The sequence below is a fragment of the Pseudarthrobacter sp. S6 genome, from assembly GCF_050156575.1.
Classification (GTDB): Bacteria; Actinomycetota; Actinomycetes; order Actinomycetales; family Micrococcaceae; genus Arthrobacter.
The window spans coordinates 3,846,378-3,863,343 of sequence record NZ_CP189581.1 but is presented as its reverse complement, the minus strand read 5'-3'; the positions used below and the strand labels follow the sequence as shown (position 1 = coordinate 3,863,343).

Below are 16,966 nucleotides of genomic sequence, written 5' to 3'. Positions count from 1 at the left end.
GTTCGGCAGGTGCGGAAATGCCACCAGCCACGGTGGACGTGAGCGAGACGGTCGTCCAGTGCCTTGTCCGGCAGCAGCGTCCCGACCTCCGCGATCTTCCTCTGGCACGGGTTGCGAATGGCTGGGACCCGTCCATGCCGGCCGGCCGACGTCGGGCTTTCCGTGGCCGTGGAGCATCGTGCGGTGGATCCCTGGCGCCGCCGCGGCTGACGTCGACCCCGCTGAGCGCGGACCGGCCGCTGAAGGTCTGGCCGCATTCCTCCTGTCGCTCCACATGCCCGCCGAAGCCGGCGTCCCGGTGAATCCTTTCCGCGGTGTGCCGCTGACAGATCGTGACTCGGGGGTGGTGGAACGGCTCGGGGACCGCGAGCGCTACCCGCAGACGGCAGCACTCGGCGCCGTATGGGCGCAGGCCTGCACCGCAAATGCCTGGGATGGTCCGGCGATGATGCTCCATGGGGACCTTCACCCGGGCAACATTCTGCTGGCGGACGACGGCACGCTGGCTGGTGTTATCGATTTCGGCGACGTCGGGGCCGGGGACCCGGCTGTCGATCTTGCCGTGGCGTGGCTGATGTTCGACGCCGGCGCCCGCCAGCGCTTCATCGACTCCTTTGGCCCTGCGGTGCAAGGGGACACCTGGATGAGGGCCAGGGCTGGGCTCTCGTCCTGTCCACCGCCATACTGAGCAACTCCGACGACAACCCGCGGATGTTCGCCGTGGGCGAGTTCGGGATCAGGCAGGTCATGGAGGGCTGACTTAGGGAACCACCACAGGCAGGAAGCGGCGGATAACGACCTGGATTAGTGAGCTGGCCGTGTTGGGTGCACGTTTCCCCGGAGCAATACCGGTGATCCAGGTGGCTCGCACTTCCGCTACCCCGCGTTCCGGCGCAGGTCGTTCTGACTTGTTCCGTCTCCGGCCGGACGCCGTACGCGGAACTATTTAACTCAGCTGTTCCGGGACCGCACGTGGCACGGGATTGAGGTATACGTATGCATAGCTGATAATTGCTGGATGAATGCAAAAATCAGCGGTCCACGTGCGGAGTCCACTCCGGCCCATCAGATCATCGACGCCGAAGGCGATGCGGCGTTGGAGGAGGTTCGCCGCGCGTTGCGCATGCCTTCATTCAGCGACACCGGTGAGGGGATCGGAGCTGCTGCGGAGTATTTTTCCGCACTGTTGGGCCGTGTGTGCCCTGACGCCGCGATCGTTCCCACGGCAGGCTATCCGGTCGTTTTGGGGACGGCCCGGTCATCTATGCCGTCGGCTCCCACCTTGATTGTGTATGGACTATACGATGTGACGCCGACAATGGCGCATGAGTGGACGGTGGACCCGCTGGCAGCTGAGGTTATTGATGCCCGCGATCTCGGACTGTTGCCCCACCTTGGCCCGGTGGTGGCCGGCAGGGGTGCCAATAATCACAAGGGACCTGTGATCGCCGCGATTCTCGCGGTCGAGGCCATGCAGCAGGCCGGTGTGGAGTTGCCGGTCAACCTGATCTTCGTGATAGAAGGAGAAGAGGAGATCGGCAGCCCGAGCTTGCCGGGATTTGTGGAGGAACACCGGGAGCTGCTGCTGAGTGCCGACGGCATCTGGCTGCCCTGCATGCAGCAGAATTCCTCGGGCGTCATGACGGTCCGCCGTGGGTTTAAGGGGTGTGTGTTTGCACAGATTACTTGCCGTGGCGGTGCATGGGGCGGTCCTGCCGATGGGCGGCATATCTGGGCTGGGAATTCGGCGTGGATCGACGCTCCCATGATGCAGCTGGTGCGGGCCCTGGGCACGATGTATGACGATGAGCAACGGGTCACCATCGATGGGGTAGGAGCTGTCGCGGAGGCGGCCTCGCTGCAGTTCGCCGACGACATCGCCAAGGTATCGGCCGGTTTCCGTGAGAATCCAGCATGGTCGGCAAATATGCTGGGCAACCTGCACGTTGAACGGGCGCTGGCCGGTAAAGACATTGCGGACCATGTGGAAAATTACATGACCGGTGTCAATATGAACATCCAGGGTATTACCGGGGGCTACCAGGGCCCGACGTTCTATACCTCGCTCCCCGGGGAAGCCAGCGCTAGAGTTGATTTCCGGTTTCCGCCCGGGTTGACTCCAGAGGAGTTTGTCAAGGCCCTGCGCGGGCATCTGGACCGGCGAGGCTTCGGCCACGTGGACATTGACATTCCGCGCGGTTATGCCGGTGCGCCGTCGATGCCCGATGACCATGATGTCCTGCTGGATGCGGGGATTGTCACGGCCGCCCGATACGGGGTGGAGACAGCGGTGTGGCCGATCGCGAACAACTGCTGCCCGGCCTCGCTCTTCACCGCTTTGGGCAAGCAGATCCCGTTCAGTGTGGCAGGGCTCGGCCATGGCGATCGGGCCCATGCCGCTGACGAGTATTTCACGGTGGGTTCTGTGGAGAAGCTGATGCACTTCACCGTCGACTATCTTGGCGACTTTGCCGACGCAGCGGCCCGTACGTCGGTGGCGGACTGACGCCGTCACAACATGACGAAAGGAGGGGCTCCGGTTGTGCCGACCGGAGCCCCTCCTTTTGATGTCTTCAGGACGTGGCCGCCCAGTCAGCCAGGCAGTCGTCGATGGCTGATTGCGCGTTCAGGACCACCATCGCGGCTCCTTGTTCCCAGGCCTTGCGGGCCTGGGACGCGGTGGAGGCGATTGCCATGACAGGGCGCCCTGCCGCAGCAGCCCAGACCTGCAGCCGGGCGTCGTCCGCCCGGGCTGCGTCATATCCCAAAGCCGCGGCCAGGTCCGAAGGGCCCACGAAGATGACATCTACACCGGGGGTCTGTGCGATGGCGCCGGCGTTGGATACGCCATCGGCGTCCTCAATCATTGCAATGACTAGGGTCCGGGCTGCGGTCTGCGCGGCGTGGTCTGCCGGGGAGGTTTTGCCCCATTGGCCCGCAGCCGTGTAGGTGGCGAAGCCACGGTCCCCGAGAGGCGGGTAATGGGACATACGGACCGCGGCCGAAGCTTCTTCGGCTGTGCGGACGTGCGGCACGATGACGCCCTCCGCGCCGGCATCGAGAACCCGTAGCGCCAGGGCGGCCTCCCCTTCTCCGATGCGCACCAGCGTCGGAAGCCCCGCGGCCCGGGCGGCGGTGATGTGCTCGGCGATGTCCTTCTGATCGGCGATCCCGTGTTCGGTGTCGAGGAAAATGAAGTCGTAACCGTTGGTCCCGGCCATGTCTATCAGCATCGGTGCCGGCACGCGGACGAGCAGGCCGCGCAGTCGGTCGCCGGCGGCGAGGCGTGTTTTGAGCGGCTCCAGTGACCGTCCTGACATCATCGGGCCACCATGCCGGCCGACAGATCGATGTCTGCTGCGGTGAGTCCTCGCATCTGCAGTATCGCGACCAGGGCCTGGCCGACTTCCTCTTCCTCTACCATGCGGCCCAGGGCTGCCCGGGAGACGAAGTCTGCCTCGGCCTGATCGTAGGAGGTTCCTGAGCGTTCAGCTTCCAGCCGGAAGTTGCGTTCCATCCGTGGTCCACGGACCGGGCCGGGCGAGAGGCTGTTGACGCGGATGTCATACGGGCCGGCCTCGGCAGCCAGGGTAGTGGTCAGCCCGATCACGGCCATCTTCGATGCACAGTAGGGAGTCCGCCCAACCAGCGGCCGTTTCCCGCTCACTGATGCGATATTAATGATGTCGCCGCTGCGGGATTTCATCATGGCAGGAAGAAAGGCCCGGCAGATCAGGTAGACGCCACGCACGTTGGTGGCGAAGACGTTGTCCCAGTCGTCCGGATCGATGTCGACCAAGTCGGACACCGGCCCGGGAATCCCAGCGTTGTTTACCAGAATGGATACGGATTCGTCCCGGAGCCTCAGTGCCAGTTGATCGACCGAGGCTGGATCGGCGACGTCGCAGCTTTCCAATCTGGACTGGTCCCCGGTCAGTCCGAGTTCATCGCGGGTCTGGACGAGTTTGTCTAGGTTCCGGCCGACCATGATGACCCGGGCGCCTGCCTCCACCAGGTGCTTGGTCATCGCCTGGCCAAGGCCGTTGCCGGCGCCGGTGACCAGTGCGGTGCGTCCTGCCAATGGCCCTGTCACGGCTGGTCCACGGTCACTGGCAGGGTGGCCCAGGGCAGGTCGGCGCCGGCATACTTAGTGGCCCGGACGTCACCGGAACGGGCGTGGCCTTCGAAGGATTCGACCCTGCTGGCGCGGCCGCAGATCTCGCCTAGGAGCGCCGAGGATGCGGTGTCGGTAACTTCCTGGTGGGTGACGGTCTTCAGGTATTTGCCCACCCAAAGGCCGCCGGTGTAGCGGGCTGAGCCCTTGGTGGGAAGGACATGGTTGGTGCCGATAACTTTGTCGCCGTAGGAGACGCAGGTGCCCTCGCCGAGGAACAGCGCGCCGTACTCATGCATCTTATCCAAGGCCTCGCGGGGCTCCTGGGTCAGGACCTCGACATGCTCGGAGGCGAAAGTGTCCGCCAAGGCATAGGCCTCGTCAAGGGTGTCGACGACATGGATCTGGCCGTGGTCCCGCCAGGCCGGCCCGGCGTAGTCCTTGGTGGGCATGCCCGGCAGGATCTGCTCAATATGTTCCAGCACCCGGGCGCCCAGTGCGGCGCTGGTGGTGATGAGCACGGCCGGGGAGTCGGGGCCGTGTTCGGCCTGGCTGAGCAGGTCCACGGCGACAATGAACGGGTCCGCGTACTCGTCGGCGATGACCAGGATCTCGGTCGGACCGGCGAAAAGGTCGATGCCGACCTCGCCGAACAACTGGCGTTTGGCTTCGGCTACGAAGGCATTGCCCGGGCCGGCAATGAGATTCACTTTGGGAATTTCCTCGGTACCCACGGCGAGGGCCGTCACGGCCTGCACACCGCCGAGCAGATAGATCTCATCCGCGCCCGCCATGTGTGCGGCCGCGATGGTCGCTGCGGGGATCTTACCGCGGATGGGCGGGGTGCACGCGGCCACACGGGGCACGCCGGCGACTTTGGCCGTGATGATGGTCATGTGCGCTGAAGCGGTCAGGGGGTAGCGGCCGCCGGGGATGTAGGCCCCGGCGGAGGCGACAGGGAGGTGCCGGTGCCCCAACCGGACCCCGGGAAGCGTCTCGATTTCAATGTCCGTCATGGAATCACGCTGGGCCTGGGCGAAGCGGCGGACCTGGTCCTGGACGAACGTGATGTCATCGATCACCTGCCGGGGCAGGGTGGCAATGATCTCCTCGATCTGCTCGAGAGTGAGCCGGAAGGATTCGGGGCTCCAACCATCGAATTTCTCCGAGTATTCGCGGACGGCAACGTCCCCGCGGGTACGAATATCGTCAATGATTGCCTCGACGGTGGCCCGGACTTCCGGCTTGCTGCTGCCGGTATGGCCGGTCGGGAGGGCTGACTTAAGGATCTGCGACATAGTTTTCTCCGGGAAGGTTGGTGATCAGGCGGCGGTGGCTGGCTGGGGCAAAGCAATGCCCTGGTGGGCGAGGGCGAGTTCGTCGTAGGCCAGCCACTGCGCCGTGACGCGGCCTTCAACGAGATGGTGGTGGCTGATGAGGCTGAACTCGACAGGGCCCCTGGCTCCGGTGCCCGCGATCCGCCACTGGGTGGCAACGCGCAGCGGCAGTGTGTCCGAGGCCGGCAGCGAGTACTGGTCATCGACCTCCACGACAAGGGGTCCGAGGGCGGCGCGCAGACCGTCGGCCCACTCCACCACGGCGGCGGCGCCGATCTGCTGGAGGTCCGGGGCAAAGTCGGTGAGGCAATCGGCGGCATAGAGCCCGGATTCGAGCCGGCCTTCCAAGGCGCTGGTAAATGCCTGCTGGACCAGGTCTCCCTCTGTACTGCGGGTGAACTCAAAGGACGGGCGCGCCACCCGGGGCGATGCGGGATATCGAGTAGCCTGCACGGCTTCCTCGAGGGAGTAGCCCAGCTGACGTGCCTGGGCGAACGGGTTAGCACCCAGCCATTCCTCGACGATGACTTCGCCGTGCACAATGCAGTTGGCTATCGCGGTGAATGTCACCGGTCGCCCGGTGGCGGGGCCGTAGACGGTCCCGCCGGTGTCGGTCCCGGTCCAGGTCCAGCGCATGGAGGTCCGGTAACCTTCCTCTTCGGAACCGGTCCAGATCGTGTCATCGATGACGCCGTGGAAGTCCGGGTAGGTACCCAGCCGCGCATGGGTGTTGGCGATGACGATCTCGTCGCCCACCAGGTCGCCGGCGTCGAGGTGGATTGCCGTGCTGGGCGCGTAGTACTTGCGGATGAGCTCGAGATCGCGGTGGGGCAGGTTCCAGATGTCGTAGGTGATGCGTTCGATGTAGTCGACGGGGCCGTCGAACCCGTAGGCCCGCAGCCCCGGGGGGGTGGTTGTCATGAAGTTTTCCTTCGATTCCAGTGGTTGATGGTGTTGGCCGTTGATGCCGGGTCCTCGAGGGTCATGAGATGGCCGGCGCCGGACATGATGTGAAGTTCGGCGTGTGGCATGGCGGCGGCGATGTCTTGGTGCATGTCCTGCGTGCATAGCTGGTCTTCGGATCCGGCGAGGACCAGCGTCCGTGCGCCGACCCGTGGCAGCTCGGTACGAAGGTCCCGGCGGCTCCGTTGTATGCCCAGCTGGTCGGCGAAGACTCGCGGTCCGTGGTGTTCGGCCATGGCTGTTCCGGTCCTGAGTAGGGCGGCGGTGATCCGTGCCGGCGCGAACAGGGCAGGCGCGAGGTCACCGGCGATTTCGGGGAAGGCGCCAGCCGTGTTGCGTCGGACCAATTCTTCCCAGGCCTGCATCTGTTCGGGCCTGGGTCCCCGGGGGTTGGTCGAGATCAGGACTGCGGCGTGGAAAATTGACGGGTCTTTCACTGCCGCGGCCATCGCGACAATTGCACCCAGTGAGAGTCCGATGATCCCCACCGGCCCCTCCTGCCTCCGGGCAAGCTCGAGGAGATGCTCCGCCGCTTCGTCCAAGGTGGTGCCCTCGATCCGTGTGTCCACTGTCGCGCCGCCTAGGCAGAGGTAGGGATCCATAGCGGTAAAGATTTCGGCGGTGCACAGCATGCCCGGCACCCGGATCCAGGTACGGATCCGTTGTGTCGCTGGGCGAGGCCCCATGATCTGCCCGCTCAGTCGTCGATTGTGGAGTATCGGACGACGTTCCACGCGGCGACGTAGCCAGCGGCGTCGGCGGCGTGGCCTTTGTCTTCGGCGTGCCGGATGGTTTCGGACGGCCATTCGAGACGGACGCGCCCGTCGCCGCTGTTCACGACCAGCATCTGGGCCTCGTCATCCATTGCGGTGAAGGTCCGCCAGGCTCCCGCCGGCACGGAAATCGTGTCGTAGGGACGGAGGACGGTCGCCACCTTGTGGTCGCCGTCGTTCAGGGTCACCAGCCATGTGCCGCGGTAGCCCATCAACACCTGGCTGTGGTCGTGGCGATGCTGGAGCATGCCCTCGTCCTTGACCGCACGCAGCCACGCGAGGTTGAAGTTGTGCGGGTAGTGTATCGGCGGTACCTGGTCCCGGTCCTCTGTCATTCCGTAACCGATGACCGTGGCGAGCTCGGCCCCGCCGCCGGGCAGTTCATTACACAGGAACGGTTGGCTGCTCCACTTCAGATCGCGCTGGCGGACCACACGTTGCTGCATCTGCTCGGCGGTCCAGGTGCGCAGCCTGTCGATCTCGGCCTGGGGCAGGGGCGGAACGACCTCCACGTTTTCCGGGATCGTGTCGCCGGCCACCGTATCGATCAGCTCGTTGTCCAGGGTCAGGAAGAGGCCATGCTTTTCGGCCTCCTTCAGCACCGAGGGTCCCCAGATGATGCCTCCGGTGTTGTCGAAGCCCAGGGCAGTGAACAGCCAACCGTGCGAACCTCCCACATTGGTGAATCCACGGAAGATCCAGGTGGGAACGCTGACGATATCGCCCTCTTCGCAGATGAATTCGCCGTCGCTGCCGTCCGCGCCCCAGCGCATCTGCCAGGTTCCGCTCCAGTTCAGGAACACTTCGGCAGTGAAGTGGAGATGGAGGTTGTTCACCACGCCATCCGGCATGGCGGCGGCCCCGATATTGAAGCCGTGCGGTTCCCGAAGGTTCACGACCTGTTGTGCGCTCTGGGTCACCCCCGGCCCAATGATCGAGTAGTTCTCCTTGGTGTCGCTCCCGGGGGTGCGACAGTCGATGAAGGCCTGGTTGCAGCTGACATAGTCACTGCGGCGGATGGTCCGGCGCCTCAGCTCATTTTCATCGACGACCTGGGTTGCTGTTTTCTGCTTCACGTTAACGTCCATGGGTCATGTATACGTATGTATCGGATGCATGTCAAGGTTTCGCTCGCGGATTGGGACGTGCGTCGACTAGGAGGCGGTGTGCGTGCCGCGGGGCACGGCGCGCACCGGGTGGATCCGGCGCACCGGGTCCCCGGCCACAACCCCCGTCAGCCTGTCCACCAGAAGATTCGCGGCATCCCTGGCCATGTCGGCCAAGGGGATGGCGACGGTGCTGAGGTTGCAGATCGGCCAGCCGGAGGTGGGGATATCGTCAACCCCGACCAGAGCTACGTCCTCGGGCACCCGGAGGCCAAGCTCCCGGGCCGCATTCAACGCGCCGATGGCGACCGAGTCGCTGATGCAGATGACGGCGCGGGGTGGGCGCTCCAGTGCCATGAGCTTGCGCATCCCCGAAACCCCGGAATCATGCCCAAACCACCCGCGCGCAACTTGCGAGGAACGCAAGGGGATATCGGAGTCAGCCAGTGCCTCCCGGATTCCGGCCTCGCGGTCGGTGCTGGTGGAGGCCGCGGCCGGCCCTGCTATCAGCCCGATCTCTTTGTGGCCGGCAGAGACAAGCATCTGGGCTGCTACCCGGCCCGCTTGCAGGTTGTCAGCGACCACGCTGTCTGCTGCCACGATTCCGCCGATGCGGTTCAGCATGACCATGGGGATGCCTCGCTGCTGGAGCTCAAATGGCATTGTTGACTCCCGCCGCGTGGTCGTGAGCAGCACCCCGTCGACGGAGCGGTCCAGAAGTGGCGAGTAGGCAGCATCGTCATCCTCGCGTTCGGCCATCAGAACCATCCGGTAGCCGCGGCCGGCCAGGGCGTCGTGGATCGCCGGAAGTATCAGCGGGTAGAGGGGGTTGGCCAGGTCGGCGACCATGGCTACCCGCTGAGTGGCCTGCGTTGAGAGTGAACGGCCCATCTGGCTGGGGACATAGCTCAGGGCCGCCGCCGCATCCGCGATGCGGCGGCGCGTCTCCACGGTGACCCGGGGATCCCCGCGCAGGGCGCGCGAAACCGTCGGCTGGGACACGCCCGCCAAGCGGGCAACGTCACGACTGGTGGCAACCATTGTTGCCTCACTTTCCGGGGTCGGGTGGATGCTTCGCAGTAAACATCTCACGGCAAGCCTATTGACAATCATGTTAGCTGTGCCACAGTCTAGGACATACGTATTCATGCCCGCTAGGGGCACCAAATCATTAAGGTGACGTTTTGAACTTTCCCAAAAGAATCGGTCGCTCGCCCCTGCTGCTTGCTGTAGCCGCCCTTACGGCGGCGTCCCTGGCTGCCTGTGGCGCTGGCAGCCAGATTCCCGGTGCCACCGGCGCCAAGGGGACCTGTCTTGCCCCTGAGTCGGCCAGCCCGGTCACTGTCAATGTCCTGGCCTACGGTGCCCCCGGTATGGACCCGTTTACCAAGGCTATGACGAGCGCCTGCAACGGGGTCAAGAATCTCAAGGTCAACCATTCACCGGTGGACTTCTCGGCCCAACTCGAAAAGGCACCGCTTTCGCTTTCCCAGCCAGCCGACGGCGCGTCCTATGACATTGTGGAGGTTTACAACACCACCCTGGTCGAGTACGCCTCCAAGGGATGGCTGGCGCCCCTGGACGAGTGGGTGGCCAAGAACGGTGAAGCCTCCGGTGTCAACGATATTGATCCGGCGCTGCTGGAGAAGATGAAGTACGACGGGCACCTCTATGCCCTGCCCAACCAGCAGAATGTCCACATTCTGATGTACCGCAAGGACATCCTGGACAGCCTGGGCATCCAGGCGCCCACGACCTATGACGAACTGTATGCAGCGGCCGACAAGATCAAGGCCGCGGGGAAGTCCGAAACACCTTTCGTCGCTTCCTTCAACGCGGACAGTGATATCTCCACCGCGTTCAACAACGCGCTGACCAGCCAGGGCGGCTCCTGGGTCAACGGCGGGGGACAGCCCACATTGGCCTCCCCCGAAGGCGCAGCCGCGATCAACGACCTGCGCAAACTCAAGTCCTACATGTCCAGCGATGCCCTGACCCTGAACAACGCCAAGGCCGTCGCCGCCCTGCAGAACGGGCAGGCCGCGATGGGCATCATTTACGCCGGCCGGGGTGCCACCCTCATCGACCCGGCCCTGTCGAAGTTCTCTAACGATTTCGCCTTCGCTCCGGCACCGGCGGCAAAGGCCGGCGGCAAGCCGGCCGCCCAGTGGACCCAGGACGGGTTCGCCATCGCCAAGAACTCCAAGGTCGGCTTCGAGACCCTCGCCGGAGTCTTGGCCACCTCGGTCGGAGACGCGGCAATGACTAACGGAGCCCCGTTCGCCGTCATTTCCCGGGCCAGCAAGCTCAACGACCCTGCACTGCAGGCCAAAGCACCCTACTGGCAGGCAGCACTGGATACCCTGAAGGCAGGCGCGGGCACGCTGCCGCTAAAGCCGTTTATGCCCACCATCCAGCAAAGCACCCGTCCCTTCATCGTCGAAGCGGTCAACGGCACCGGGGACCCGATGGATGCGCTCGTCAAGGCCGATGCCGCAGCCAACGCCGCGCTGACTACCGCCGGGTACCTGAAGTAACAATTCCGCGGCGAATCCGCCACAACAGATTTTAGGAGGTGGGTCCACTGAGACGACGCGAATTCTTCATCTTCGTCGGCCCCAGTATTTTGGTCATGACCTTGCTCATGGCCGGGCCCTTATTCATCACGGCCTTCGACAGCTTCAGGAAGGTCAGCTACGGCGACCCCGGTCTGTTCGTCGGATTCGCCAACTACACGGCCACGTTGGGTGACCCGCGGTTTTGGGCCGCAGCCGGGTTCACGACCGTCTACACCGCCGCGATGACGGCAGGAAAGATCGTGGGCGGGTACGTTGTTGGCCTCATGCTCAACGCCGTCCGCGCCAAGGCCCGGGCCTTCTTCCTTGGGCTGCTCCTGGTGCCCTATGTCGTCCCGACAGTAATCGGCGCACTCGTTTTCTCCTGGTTGTTCAACAGCACCTTCGGCGGCTTCGTCAATGTCCTGCTGGCACCCCTGGGTATCGCACCGGACTGGTTCACCGATCCGGCGGCGGCAAAGTTCCTACTCATTTTCCACAGCATCTGGCACGAGTCGGCGTTCGGCATCCTCGTCCTGGTGGCGGCCCTGCAGTCCGTCCCCCGCGAACGGATCGAGGCGGCCGCACTCGACGGGGCCGGCTGGTGGCAGACCCAATGGCGCATCGTGATGCCCTCCATCAGGGGATTCATCGGCTTCATCGCCCTCATCTCAATCATGGACGGCTTCCGGGTCTTCGACAGCATCCGGATGATCACCCCGGCCGCCTCAACGGTCGGCACTGAGTCCCTCATGACCTACGTCTACAACGTCGCGCTCGGCGAAACCCAACAACTCGGACTCGCCAGCGCCATCAACGTCATCACGATCATCATCATCCTGATCTTCCTCGTCCCCTTCATTCGCCAAACCTGGCGGGAGATGAAATCCGCGTGAGTGCACCGAACAACGTCAGCATCCTTCCCCCGGCCCCGCTGCCGACACCCATCCCGGACCGCGCCGTCGATGGCCGTCCTCCACGTCGGCCCCGAGGGGCCCTGAGCAACACCACCATAGGACGCCGCCCCCGGTGGCGGACCGCCATGGCATACATAGGGCTGTCGGTGGCGGCGTTTGTGGCAGTCTTCCCGTTTGTTTGGGCTTTCCTGACCTCCATCAAGCCCTACACAGACGCGTTCATCTCTCCCCCCGTCTGGAGCTTCACCCCCCAGATCACGGCCTACGAACAGCTCTGGTACGCCACCGAATTCGCCTCATTCGGTGTGAACACCATCGTGGTCGGCGTGGTCACAGTCATCATTTCCCTGATCGTGGGGGCGCCTGCGGCTTATGCACTGTCCCGGTTTGATTCCCGGATCTCGTTGTGGCTGCTCGTGCTGGCACTTGTTTTCCGGTCACTGCCGCGCTTCGTCGTTGTCCTGCCCTTCTACTCCATCGCACAGGCCCTCAATATTTACGACACCCAGCTGATGCTGATCATCGCGCTCGTGGCGGTGAACCAGCCGTTCACGATCTGGCTGTTGCGGAACTTCTTCGCCGAGCTGCCCAGGGAACTGGAAGAAGCGGCCCAGATCGATGGCTGTAGCCGCTTCGGGGCATTCCGTCGGGTCATCATGCCCCTTGCCGGTCCCGGGCTGATTACCGCAGGGATCTTCACGTTCCTGCTGGCCATCCAGGAATACCTGATCCCGGTTGTACTGACGCAGCAGCATGCGACCACCCTGTCGGTATTCATCGCATCGTTCGGTATTGCTGAAGACACCGCCCTCTACCAACTCATCGCCGCCGCCAGTATTCTGCTGGCTCTCCCGATCATCGCTCTTGCCTTCCTAGCCCAAAAGTTCCTGGTCACCGGGCTGACGGGCGGGGCGATCAAGGGCTAAACCTATGACACACGGGTCCGTGCCGTGACCATTGGTGACCAAGCGTTTGGGTCGTGTGGCGCTTCTTTCCACCACATGACCCAATCGCTGTTCACGCCACCATGATCCGGTGCACTTGGACTCAATCTTCCGGCCGGGCGCCTCGCCCGGGACCGGCTTTATCGAGTCCGTGATCGCCACAGCTGACGCAGTGCGTGCCAAGGGCAAACACAAAAGGCACATCAACCTGTCCCTCGACAAGTGGAACGTCTGGTCGCAGCGCGACGTGGACACCGAGGACCAGCAGCACAATGTCGCCAACGCGGGCTGGCGCGAGCACCCCCGTGACAAATGTCAATCTGATGTGAGCCCACTTAGCTGACATTAGGCGGAGCGAGGACATCAATCGCAGAGGAGGCTGTGCGCAATCCGTCTCTGATCGAGAGCAGCCTCCTCTGGGCCGGACGGGTTCGACGCTGAGAGCCAGTTTCCGGGCCACCTAAGCGCGAAGGCGAGCGGCTCCGAACTTCGGCTCGCGCTGCCGGCGCCGTGATCGGATCTGGAGGTCGTCAAGAACTAACTCAATTGCCGCACAACTCTGAGCTGACGACGGCGGGACGTCCCGCCGTCGTCCGCTCCTGCTTCCGCTAATTCGCGCGTCATTGTGGTGGGCGCCCAACTGGGCCACCATGTTCGTATGGACGTTGAAACCCCGAAGGCGACGGAGCTGAACCTTCCCCAGGCCTTCCTCCTTCTGGCAACGAACGACGTGAACGGAAAGCCCGAAGTGCCGGTGTTCGCACTCAGGACCACTGTGGCAGGGGCAATATTGGCCGAGCTGGACCTGATCGGTGCGATCGAACTGCAGGGGAAGCGCGTCGGGGCCACCGGCGAGGTGCCGGAAACAGAATTCCGGCGCGAGCTCGAAGTCATCCGTGGCAAATCCCGGCCCCACACCCCCAAGGGGTGGGTGGGCATGTTGGAGGGCCGCGCCGTAGTGCAGCGTGTCTACGAAGCGATGGCGTCACTGGGCATCGTGGAACATGTCGGCGAAAAGCACCTGGGCAGGTTCCGGGCCGTGCGGTACCCGGAGAAGGACCACGCTCCGGAGGCGGCGCTCCTGGAAAAGATCCAGGCCGCACTCAGCGGTGCGCCGTCCGATCTTGAGGCGCCCGATACCACGGCGACCGATGCCGGGACGGCTGACGCCGTGGCGACCGATTCCCCGAAGCCCGCTGCCAAGCCTGATACCAAGGCACCCGACGCCAGGACCATCGTGCTGATCGCCCTGCTCCAGGCGTCCGGACTGCTCGGCAAGCTCTTCCCGGCAGCGGATCTGACCCGGGCAAATGAGCTGTCGAAGGACTATTGGCCGTCCCGTGCGGTGGAGGACGAACTTCGGATGATCAGGCTGGCGGAGCAAGAGGCGGCAAACCTGTGAAGCTGCCCGCAAACCGCTAGCTAGGCACGGGAGCCGTAGGGCGTCCTTATGCGGCCGGGTTCGGAAGAACCGCCAGGCTGTCGGCGACGAGCCGCCCATCGTGGATGACGGTGCGGTCGGCGCCGCGGTCCATGACGGTGCTCGTGATGGTCTCGCCATCAACCAGGACGATGTCCGCCCGATCTCCGGGAGCCAGGCCCGGCCGGTCGTCGGGACTGCTGAGGCGCTGGACGGTTCGGTCCATGATGGATGCGCCTCCGACGGTGGCGATCGCCGCGCAGTGCTCGATCAGCCGGTCCTTGCGCAGCCGGTGCGTGAAGGCCAACTGCCACGTGCGGTCGAGCATGTCGCAATTGCCGTAGGGGCTCCAGTAGTCCCTCTGCCCGTCCTCGCCCAAACCGACACGGATCCCCGCCTCGGTCATCCGGGCGAGGTCGAATTGCGACCCGCCGCTTGCCGGGGCGACCGTCGCCCAGGCAACGTCGAGATCGGCCATCTGCTCCACAAGCCGAGCGGTCACATCGGGGTGGACATTGGCGAGATCGTAAGCGTGGGACAGCGACACGTGTCCCTCCATCCCCAACGCACGGGTGCGTTCGAAGATCAGTTCCGCGCTGAAGACCCCCAGGTGGCCAGGCTCGTGCAAATGAATGTCGACGTCGACGCCGTACTTCTCCGCCAGACCGAAGACGATGTCCAGATGGCGGACCGGGTCCCGGTCCAGCTGGCAGGGATCAATGCCGCCGATGGTTGTCGCACCTGCGCGGAGGGCCTCCTCAAGGAGCGGGACAGTGCCGTCCTCCAGCAGCAGGCCTGCCTGCGGGAAGGCCATGACTTCTACATCGGCGGCGTAGGCGAAGTGCTGTTTCGCGGCCATGACTGCCTCGAAGCGCTCAAGCTTGCAGTCCACGTCGATCTGGGCGTAGGAACGGACGCGAGTGGTGCCCCGCGCAATCATTCGTTCCAGCGTTCCCCGCACTACATCGACGTAGGGGACGGGGGTGTCGCGCCAGTTTTCCCGGTCGTTGCACATCATGTTCCACACGCCGGGCGAGGCTGTGTGCTCCCGGAACGGCAGCCCGATCCTGGTCGAGTCGAGATGGACGTGCACGTCGGTGAACGCGGGCACGGCGATCCGGCCCCGTCCGTCGACCGCCCCGCCGTCGACCGCCCCGCCGTCGGCGTCTGCTGCTACGACGGCGGTCCCCGCGGGGTGAACGGCCGCGATCCGCCCTTGGCGAACTTCAAGGTCTACGGCGTCCCCGCCCCAGGGGCGGACGTTGGTAATGAGCATTGTTCATTCCTTTCGGCTGGGTAATGAATGACGGCTGGGGAGGCACCGATCCCGCGGGACCGGTGCCTCCCTACCTCAGCATGTACTGGAAGCAGCGTGTACTAGAAGTGGAAGGCAGCCTGCGCGATGGCTGCTGCGGCGACGAAGCTCGCCGTGAACGTGATCAGGGCGACGATGACGATCTTCCAGCTCAGTGAGCGCAGGGCCTTGACGTCACGGCCAAGCGACATGCCGATCAGGGCAATCAGGGGCAGGCCGGCGAAGAGGACGCTGATGTGCTGCGTAGCGGAGGCGACGAAGGGGCCGATGGGCAGGAACGTCGCGGAGGCAATGGTGGCCAGAGCCAGGACCCAGATGCTGGACGGAACCACCGGGACGAGCTTGGCGAGCACAAGCGCGATGGCTGTGAGGGCCAGCAGGATGAGGACGCCGACGGCATCCAGTGGCAGCAGTGAACCTGTGCCGAGGGCGTTGAGCAGGAAGCCGGCCACCCCGGTCGCGGCGAACGCGATGAGCCACGTCCTGGGTGTCCGGACAACAACGGGGTCTTCTTCGATGCTGTTGACGTCCACTGTGTCGATGCCCGAGGCCTCACCGGACTCGAGCGCTGCGCCGCCCGGGTGAGCCGGGCCTGACCTGCCCGCTTGGGTTCCAGTCACAGCGCCCATGAGGGCGCCGCGGCGGACACGGCGGCCGAGATCGTCCCGCCCGAAAATGCGGGACCACATCTTGTAAAGCTTCTGGCACATGGGCAGCGCGATGAAGACACCTGCGTAGAAGCCGACGATGTTGGTGACGAGGTTGGACAGTGCGGCGAGGGCCATGATCTCCCCAGCCATCTCCGGATACAGGATGGACAGGGCGCCCACGCCCCCGAGCATCATGGAGGCGGACCCCAGGCCCAGGCCCAACGCGAGGGCCCTGGGATCAAAGAAGTCCATTCCGCCGAGCAGACCGGCCAGGAGGGAGATGAACACGGCGCCAAAAACGCTGCCCAGCACCCACACAGCGAACACGCCGCGGTATTCGGGGGAGCGGACGCCGAAGCGCTGGATGGCGAAGGCAAGGTAGGACTCACGGTCGATCGACCAGGTGGCGCCGATCGCAGTGCGGCCCAGGCCAAGGGCCACCGCGACCGGCAGGGCCAGGACCACCGTGCCCACCACGTGTCCCACTTCCTGCAGGAGTATCGCGGGGCCGAGGCCGGTGAACTTCGTCAACGACGGGCCTATCTGAGTGCCCAGACCTGCCAGGAAGGAGACTATGGATACGTCCATCAGGTGGGTGGACACCGCACGCGCACGCCCGCCGATCGGTTTCCATTTCTGGACACCGAGGAATCCGCCGATGAGCACGGTCCACAGGATGGGCATCAGGACGATTGCGGCCGGGCCAAGCTGGAACTTGTGAGTGCCGATCGTGATGGCTGCGGCACAGATGGCGGTGGAGAGTGCGATCATCACCAGCCACAGGGCGGGGCGGGCGCGGAAAGAACGGGACGGCGGCGCGTCCACAAGGGCGGTCACGGAGCCGCCTGTGGTCTTCGCTTCATTGCGCATGA

The 16,966-nt window shown here is 64.5% G+C and carries 15 protein-coding genes and 1 pseudogene; 7 read left to right on the top strand and 9 right to left on the bottom strand.

Translation table 11 applies throughout. From position 1 onward, the window contains the following. Window positions 1-178 precede the first annotated feature (178 nt). Together ACQCS0_RS18550 and ACQCS0_RS18545 are read left to right on the top strand one after the other, a co-directional pair. Window positions 179-688 (top strand): phosphotransferase, encoded by a 510-nt coding sequence (locus tag ACQCS0_RS18550; protein WP_354154432.1) that lies wholly within the window; start codon window positions 179-181, stop codon window positions 686-688. A 330-nt stretch (window positions 689-1,018) separates the two neighbouring features. Then, window positions 1,019-2,506, top strand: a complete 1,488-nt coding sequence (locus ACQCS0_RS18545) for a M20/M25/M40 family metallo-hydrolase (protein ID WP_354224374.1) — start codon at window positions 1,019-1,021, stop codon at window positions 2,504-2,506. 67 nt (window positions 2,507-2,573) lie between these two features. Here ACQCS0_RS18545 and ACQCS0_RS18540 read toward each other — a convergent pair whose 3' ends face one another. From ACQCS0_RS18540 to ACQCS0_RS18510, 7 genes are all read right to left on the bottom strand, one after another. After that, window positions 2,574-3,323 carry an aldolase/citrate lyase family protein gene (locus tag ACQCS0_RS18540; RefSeq protein ID WP_354154434.1) on the bottom strand — a complete coding sequence of 250 codons (750 nt, stop codon included), beginning with the start codon at window positions 3,321-3,323 and terminating at the stop codon, window positions 2,574-2,576. Further along, complete coding sequence (locus ACQCS0_RS18535; RefSeq protein ID WP_354154435.1) at window positions 3,320-4,093, bottom strand: SDR family oxidoreductase; 774 nt, start codon at window positions 4,091-4,093, stop codon at window positions 3,320-3,322. The genes ACQCS0_RS18540 and ACQCS0_RS18535 overlap by 4 nt, the downstream gene beginning before the upstream one ends. Next, on the bottom strand, window positions 4,090-5,412 hold the full coding sequence (hisD, locus tag ACQCS0_RS18530) for a histidinol dehydrogenase (protein ID WP_354154436.1): 1,323 nt from the start codon (window positions 5,410-5,412) through the stop codon (window positions 4,090-4,092). The genes ACQCS0_RS18535 and hisD overlap by 4 nt, the downstream gene beginning before the upstream one ends. Before the next feature lie 24 nt (window positions 5,413-5,436). Beyond that, the gene (locus ACQCS0_RS18525) at window positions 5,437-6,372 is read right to left on the bottom strand and encodes an ester cyclase (protein ID WP_354154437.1); all 936 of its coding nucleotides are present in this window, start codon (window positions 6,370-6,372) and stop codon (window positions 5,437-5,439) included. After that, entirely contained in the window at window positions 6,369-7,100 is a 732-nt protein-coding gene (locus ACQCS0_RS18520) for an alpha/beta hydrolase (protein ID WP_354154438.1), read from the bottom strand. Before ACQCS0_RS18520 ends, ACQCS0_RS18525 begins: the two co-directional genes overlap by 4 nt. Window positions 7,101-7,111: 11 nt before the next feature. Then, window positions 7,112-8,275 (bottom strand): hypothetical protein, encoded by a 1,164-nt coding sequence (locus tag ACQCS0_RS18515; protein ID WP_354154439.1) that lies wholly within the window; start codon window positions 8,273-8,275, stop codon window positions 7,112-7,114. A gap of 66 nt (window positions 8,276-8,341) precedes the next feature. Then, window positions 8,342-9,334: a LacI family DNA-binding transcriptional regulator gene (locus ACQCS0_RS18510; RefSeq protein ID WP_282331411.1), complete on the bottom strand. Its 993-nt coding sequence runs from the start codon at window positions 9,332-9,334 to the stop codon at window positions 8,342-8,344. A gap of 143 nt (window positions 9,335-9,477) precedes the next feature. Between ACQCS0_RS18510 and ACQCS0_RS18505 the strand changes: the two genes are divergently transcribed. The 5 genes and pseudogenes from ACQCS0_RS18505 (at window position 9,478) to ACQCS0_RS18485 (ending at window position 14,111) form a co-directional block, all read left to right on the top strand. Next, complete coding sequence (locus ACQCS0_RS18505) at window positions 9,478-10,830, top strand: extracellular solute-binding protein (RefSeq protein ID WP_354154440.1); 1,353 nt, start codon at window positions 9,478-9,480, stop codon at window positions 10,828-10,830. Between the two features lie 95 nt (window positions 10,831-10,925). Continuing rightward, window positions 10,926-11,744: a sugar ABC transporter permease gene (locus ACQCS0_RS18500; RefSeq protein ID WP_354154441.1), complete on the top strand. Its 819-nt coding sequence runs from the start codon at window positions 10,926-10,928 to the stop codon at window positions 11,742-11,744. Next, window positions 11,741-12,691: a carbohydrate ABC transporter permease gene (locus ACQCS0_RS18495; protein ID WP_354154442.1), complete on the top strand. Its 951-nt coding sequence runs from the start codon at window positions 11,741-11,743 to the stop codon at window positions 12,689-12,691. Before ACQCS0_RS18500 ends, ACQCS0_RS18495 begins: the two co-directional genes overlap by 4 nt. Before the next feature lie 157 nt (window positions 12,692-12,848). Then, window positions 12,849-13,016, top strand: a pseudogene (locus ACQCS0_RS18490) (alpha-L-arabinofuranosidase); the annotation flags it as partial. A 351-nt stretch (window positions 13,017-13,367) separates the two neighbouring features. Further along, window positions 13,368-14,111, top strand: a complete 744-nt coding sequence (locus ACQCS0_RS18485; protein WP_354154443.1) for a GPP34 family phosphoprotein — start codon at window positions 13,368-13,370, stop codon at window positions 14,109-14,111. Window positions 14,112-14,157: 46 nt separating this feature from the next. On the opposite strand, the gene ACQCS0_RS18480 is transcribed toward ACQCS0_RS18485, so the two are convergent. Then, complete coding sequence (locus ACQCS0_RS18480; protein ID WP_354154444.1) at window positions 14,158-15,405, bottom strand: amidohydrolase family protein; 1,248 nt, start codon at window positions 15,403-15,405, stop codon at window positions 14,158-14,160. A 101-nt stretch (window positions 15,406-15,506) separates the two neighbouring features. Beyond that, window positions 15,507-16,964, bottom strand: coding sequence for a DUF3100 domain-containing protein (locus ACQCS0_RS18475; RefSeq protein ID WP_354154445.1), 1,458 nt, complete (start codon window positions 16,962-16,964; stop codon window positions 15,507-15,509). Window positions 16,965-16,966: the final 2 nt, after the last annotated feature.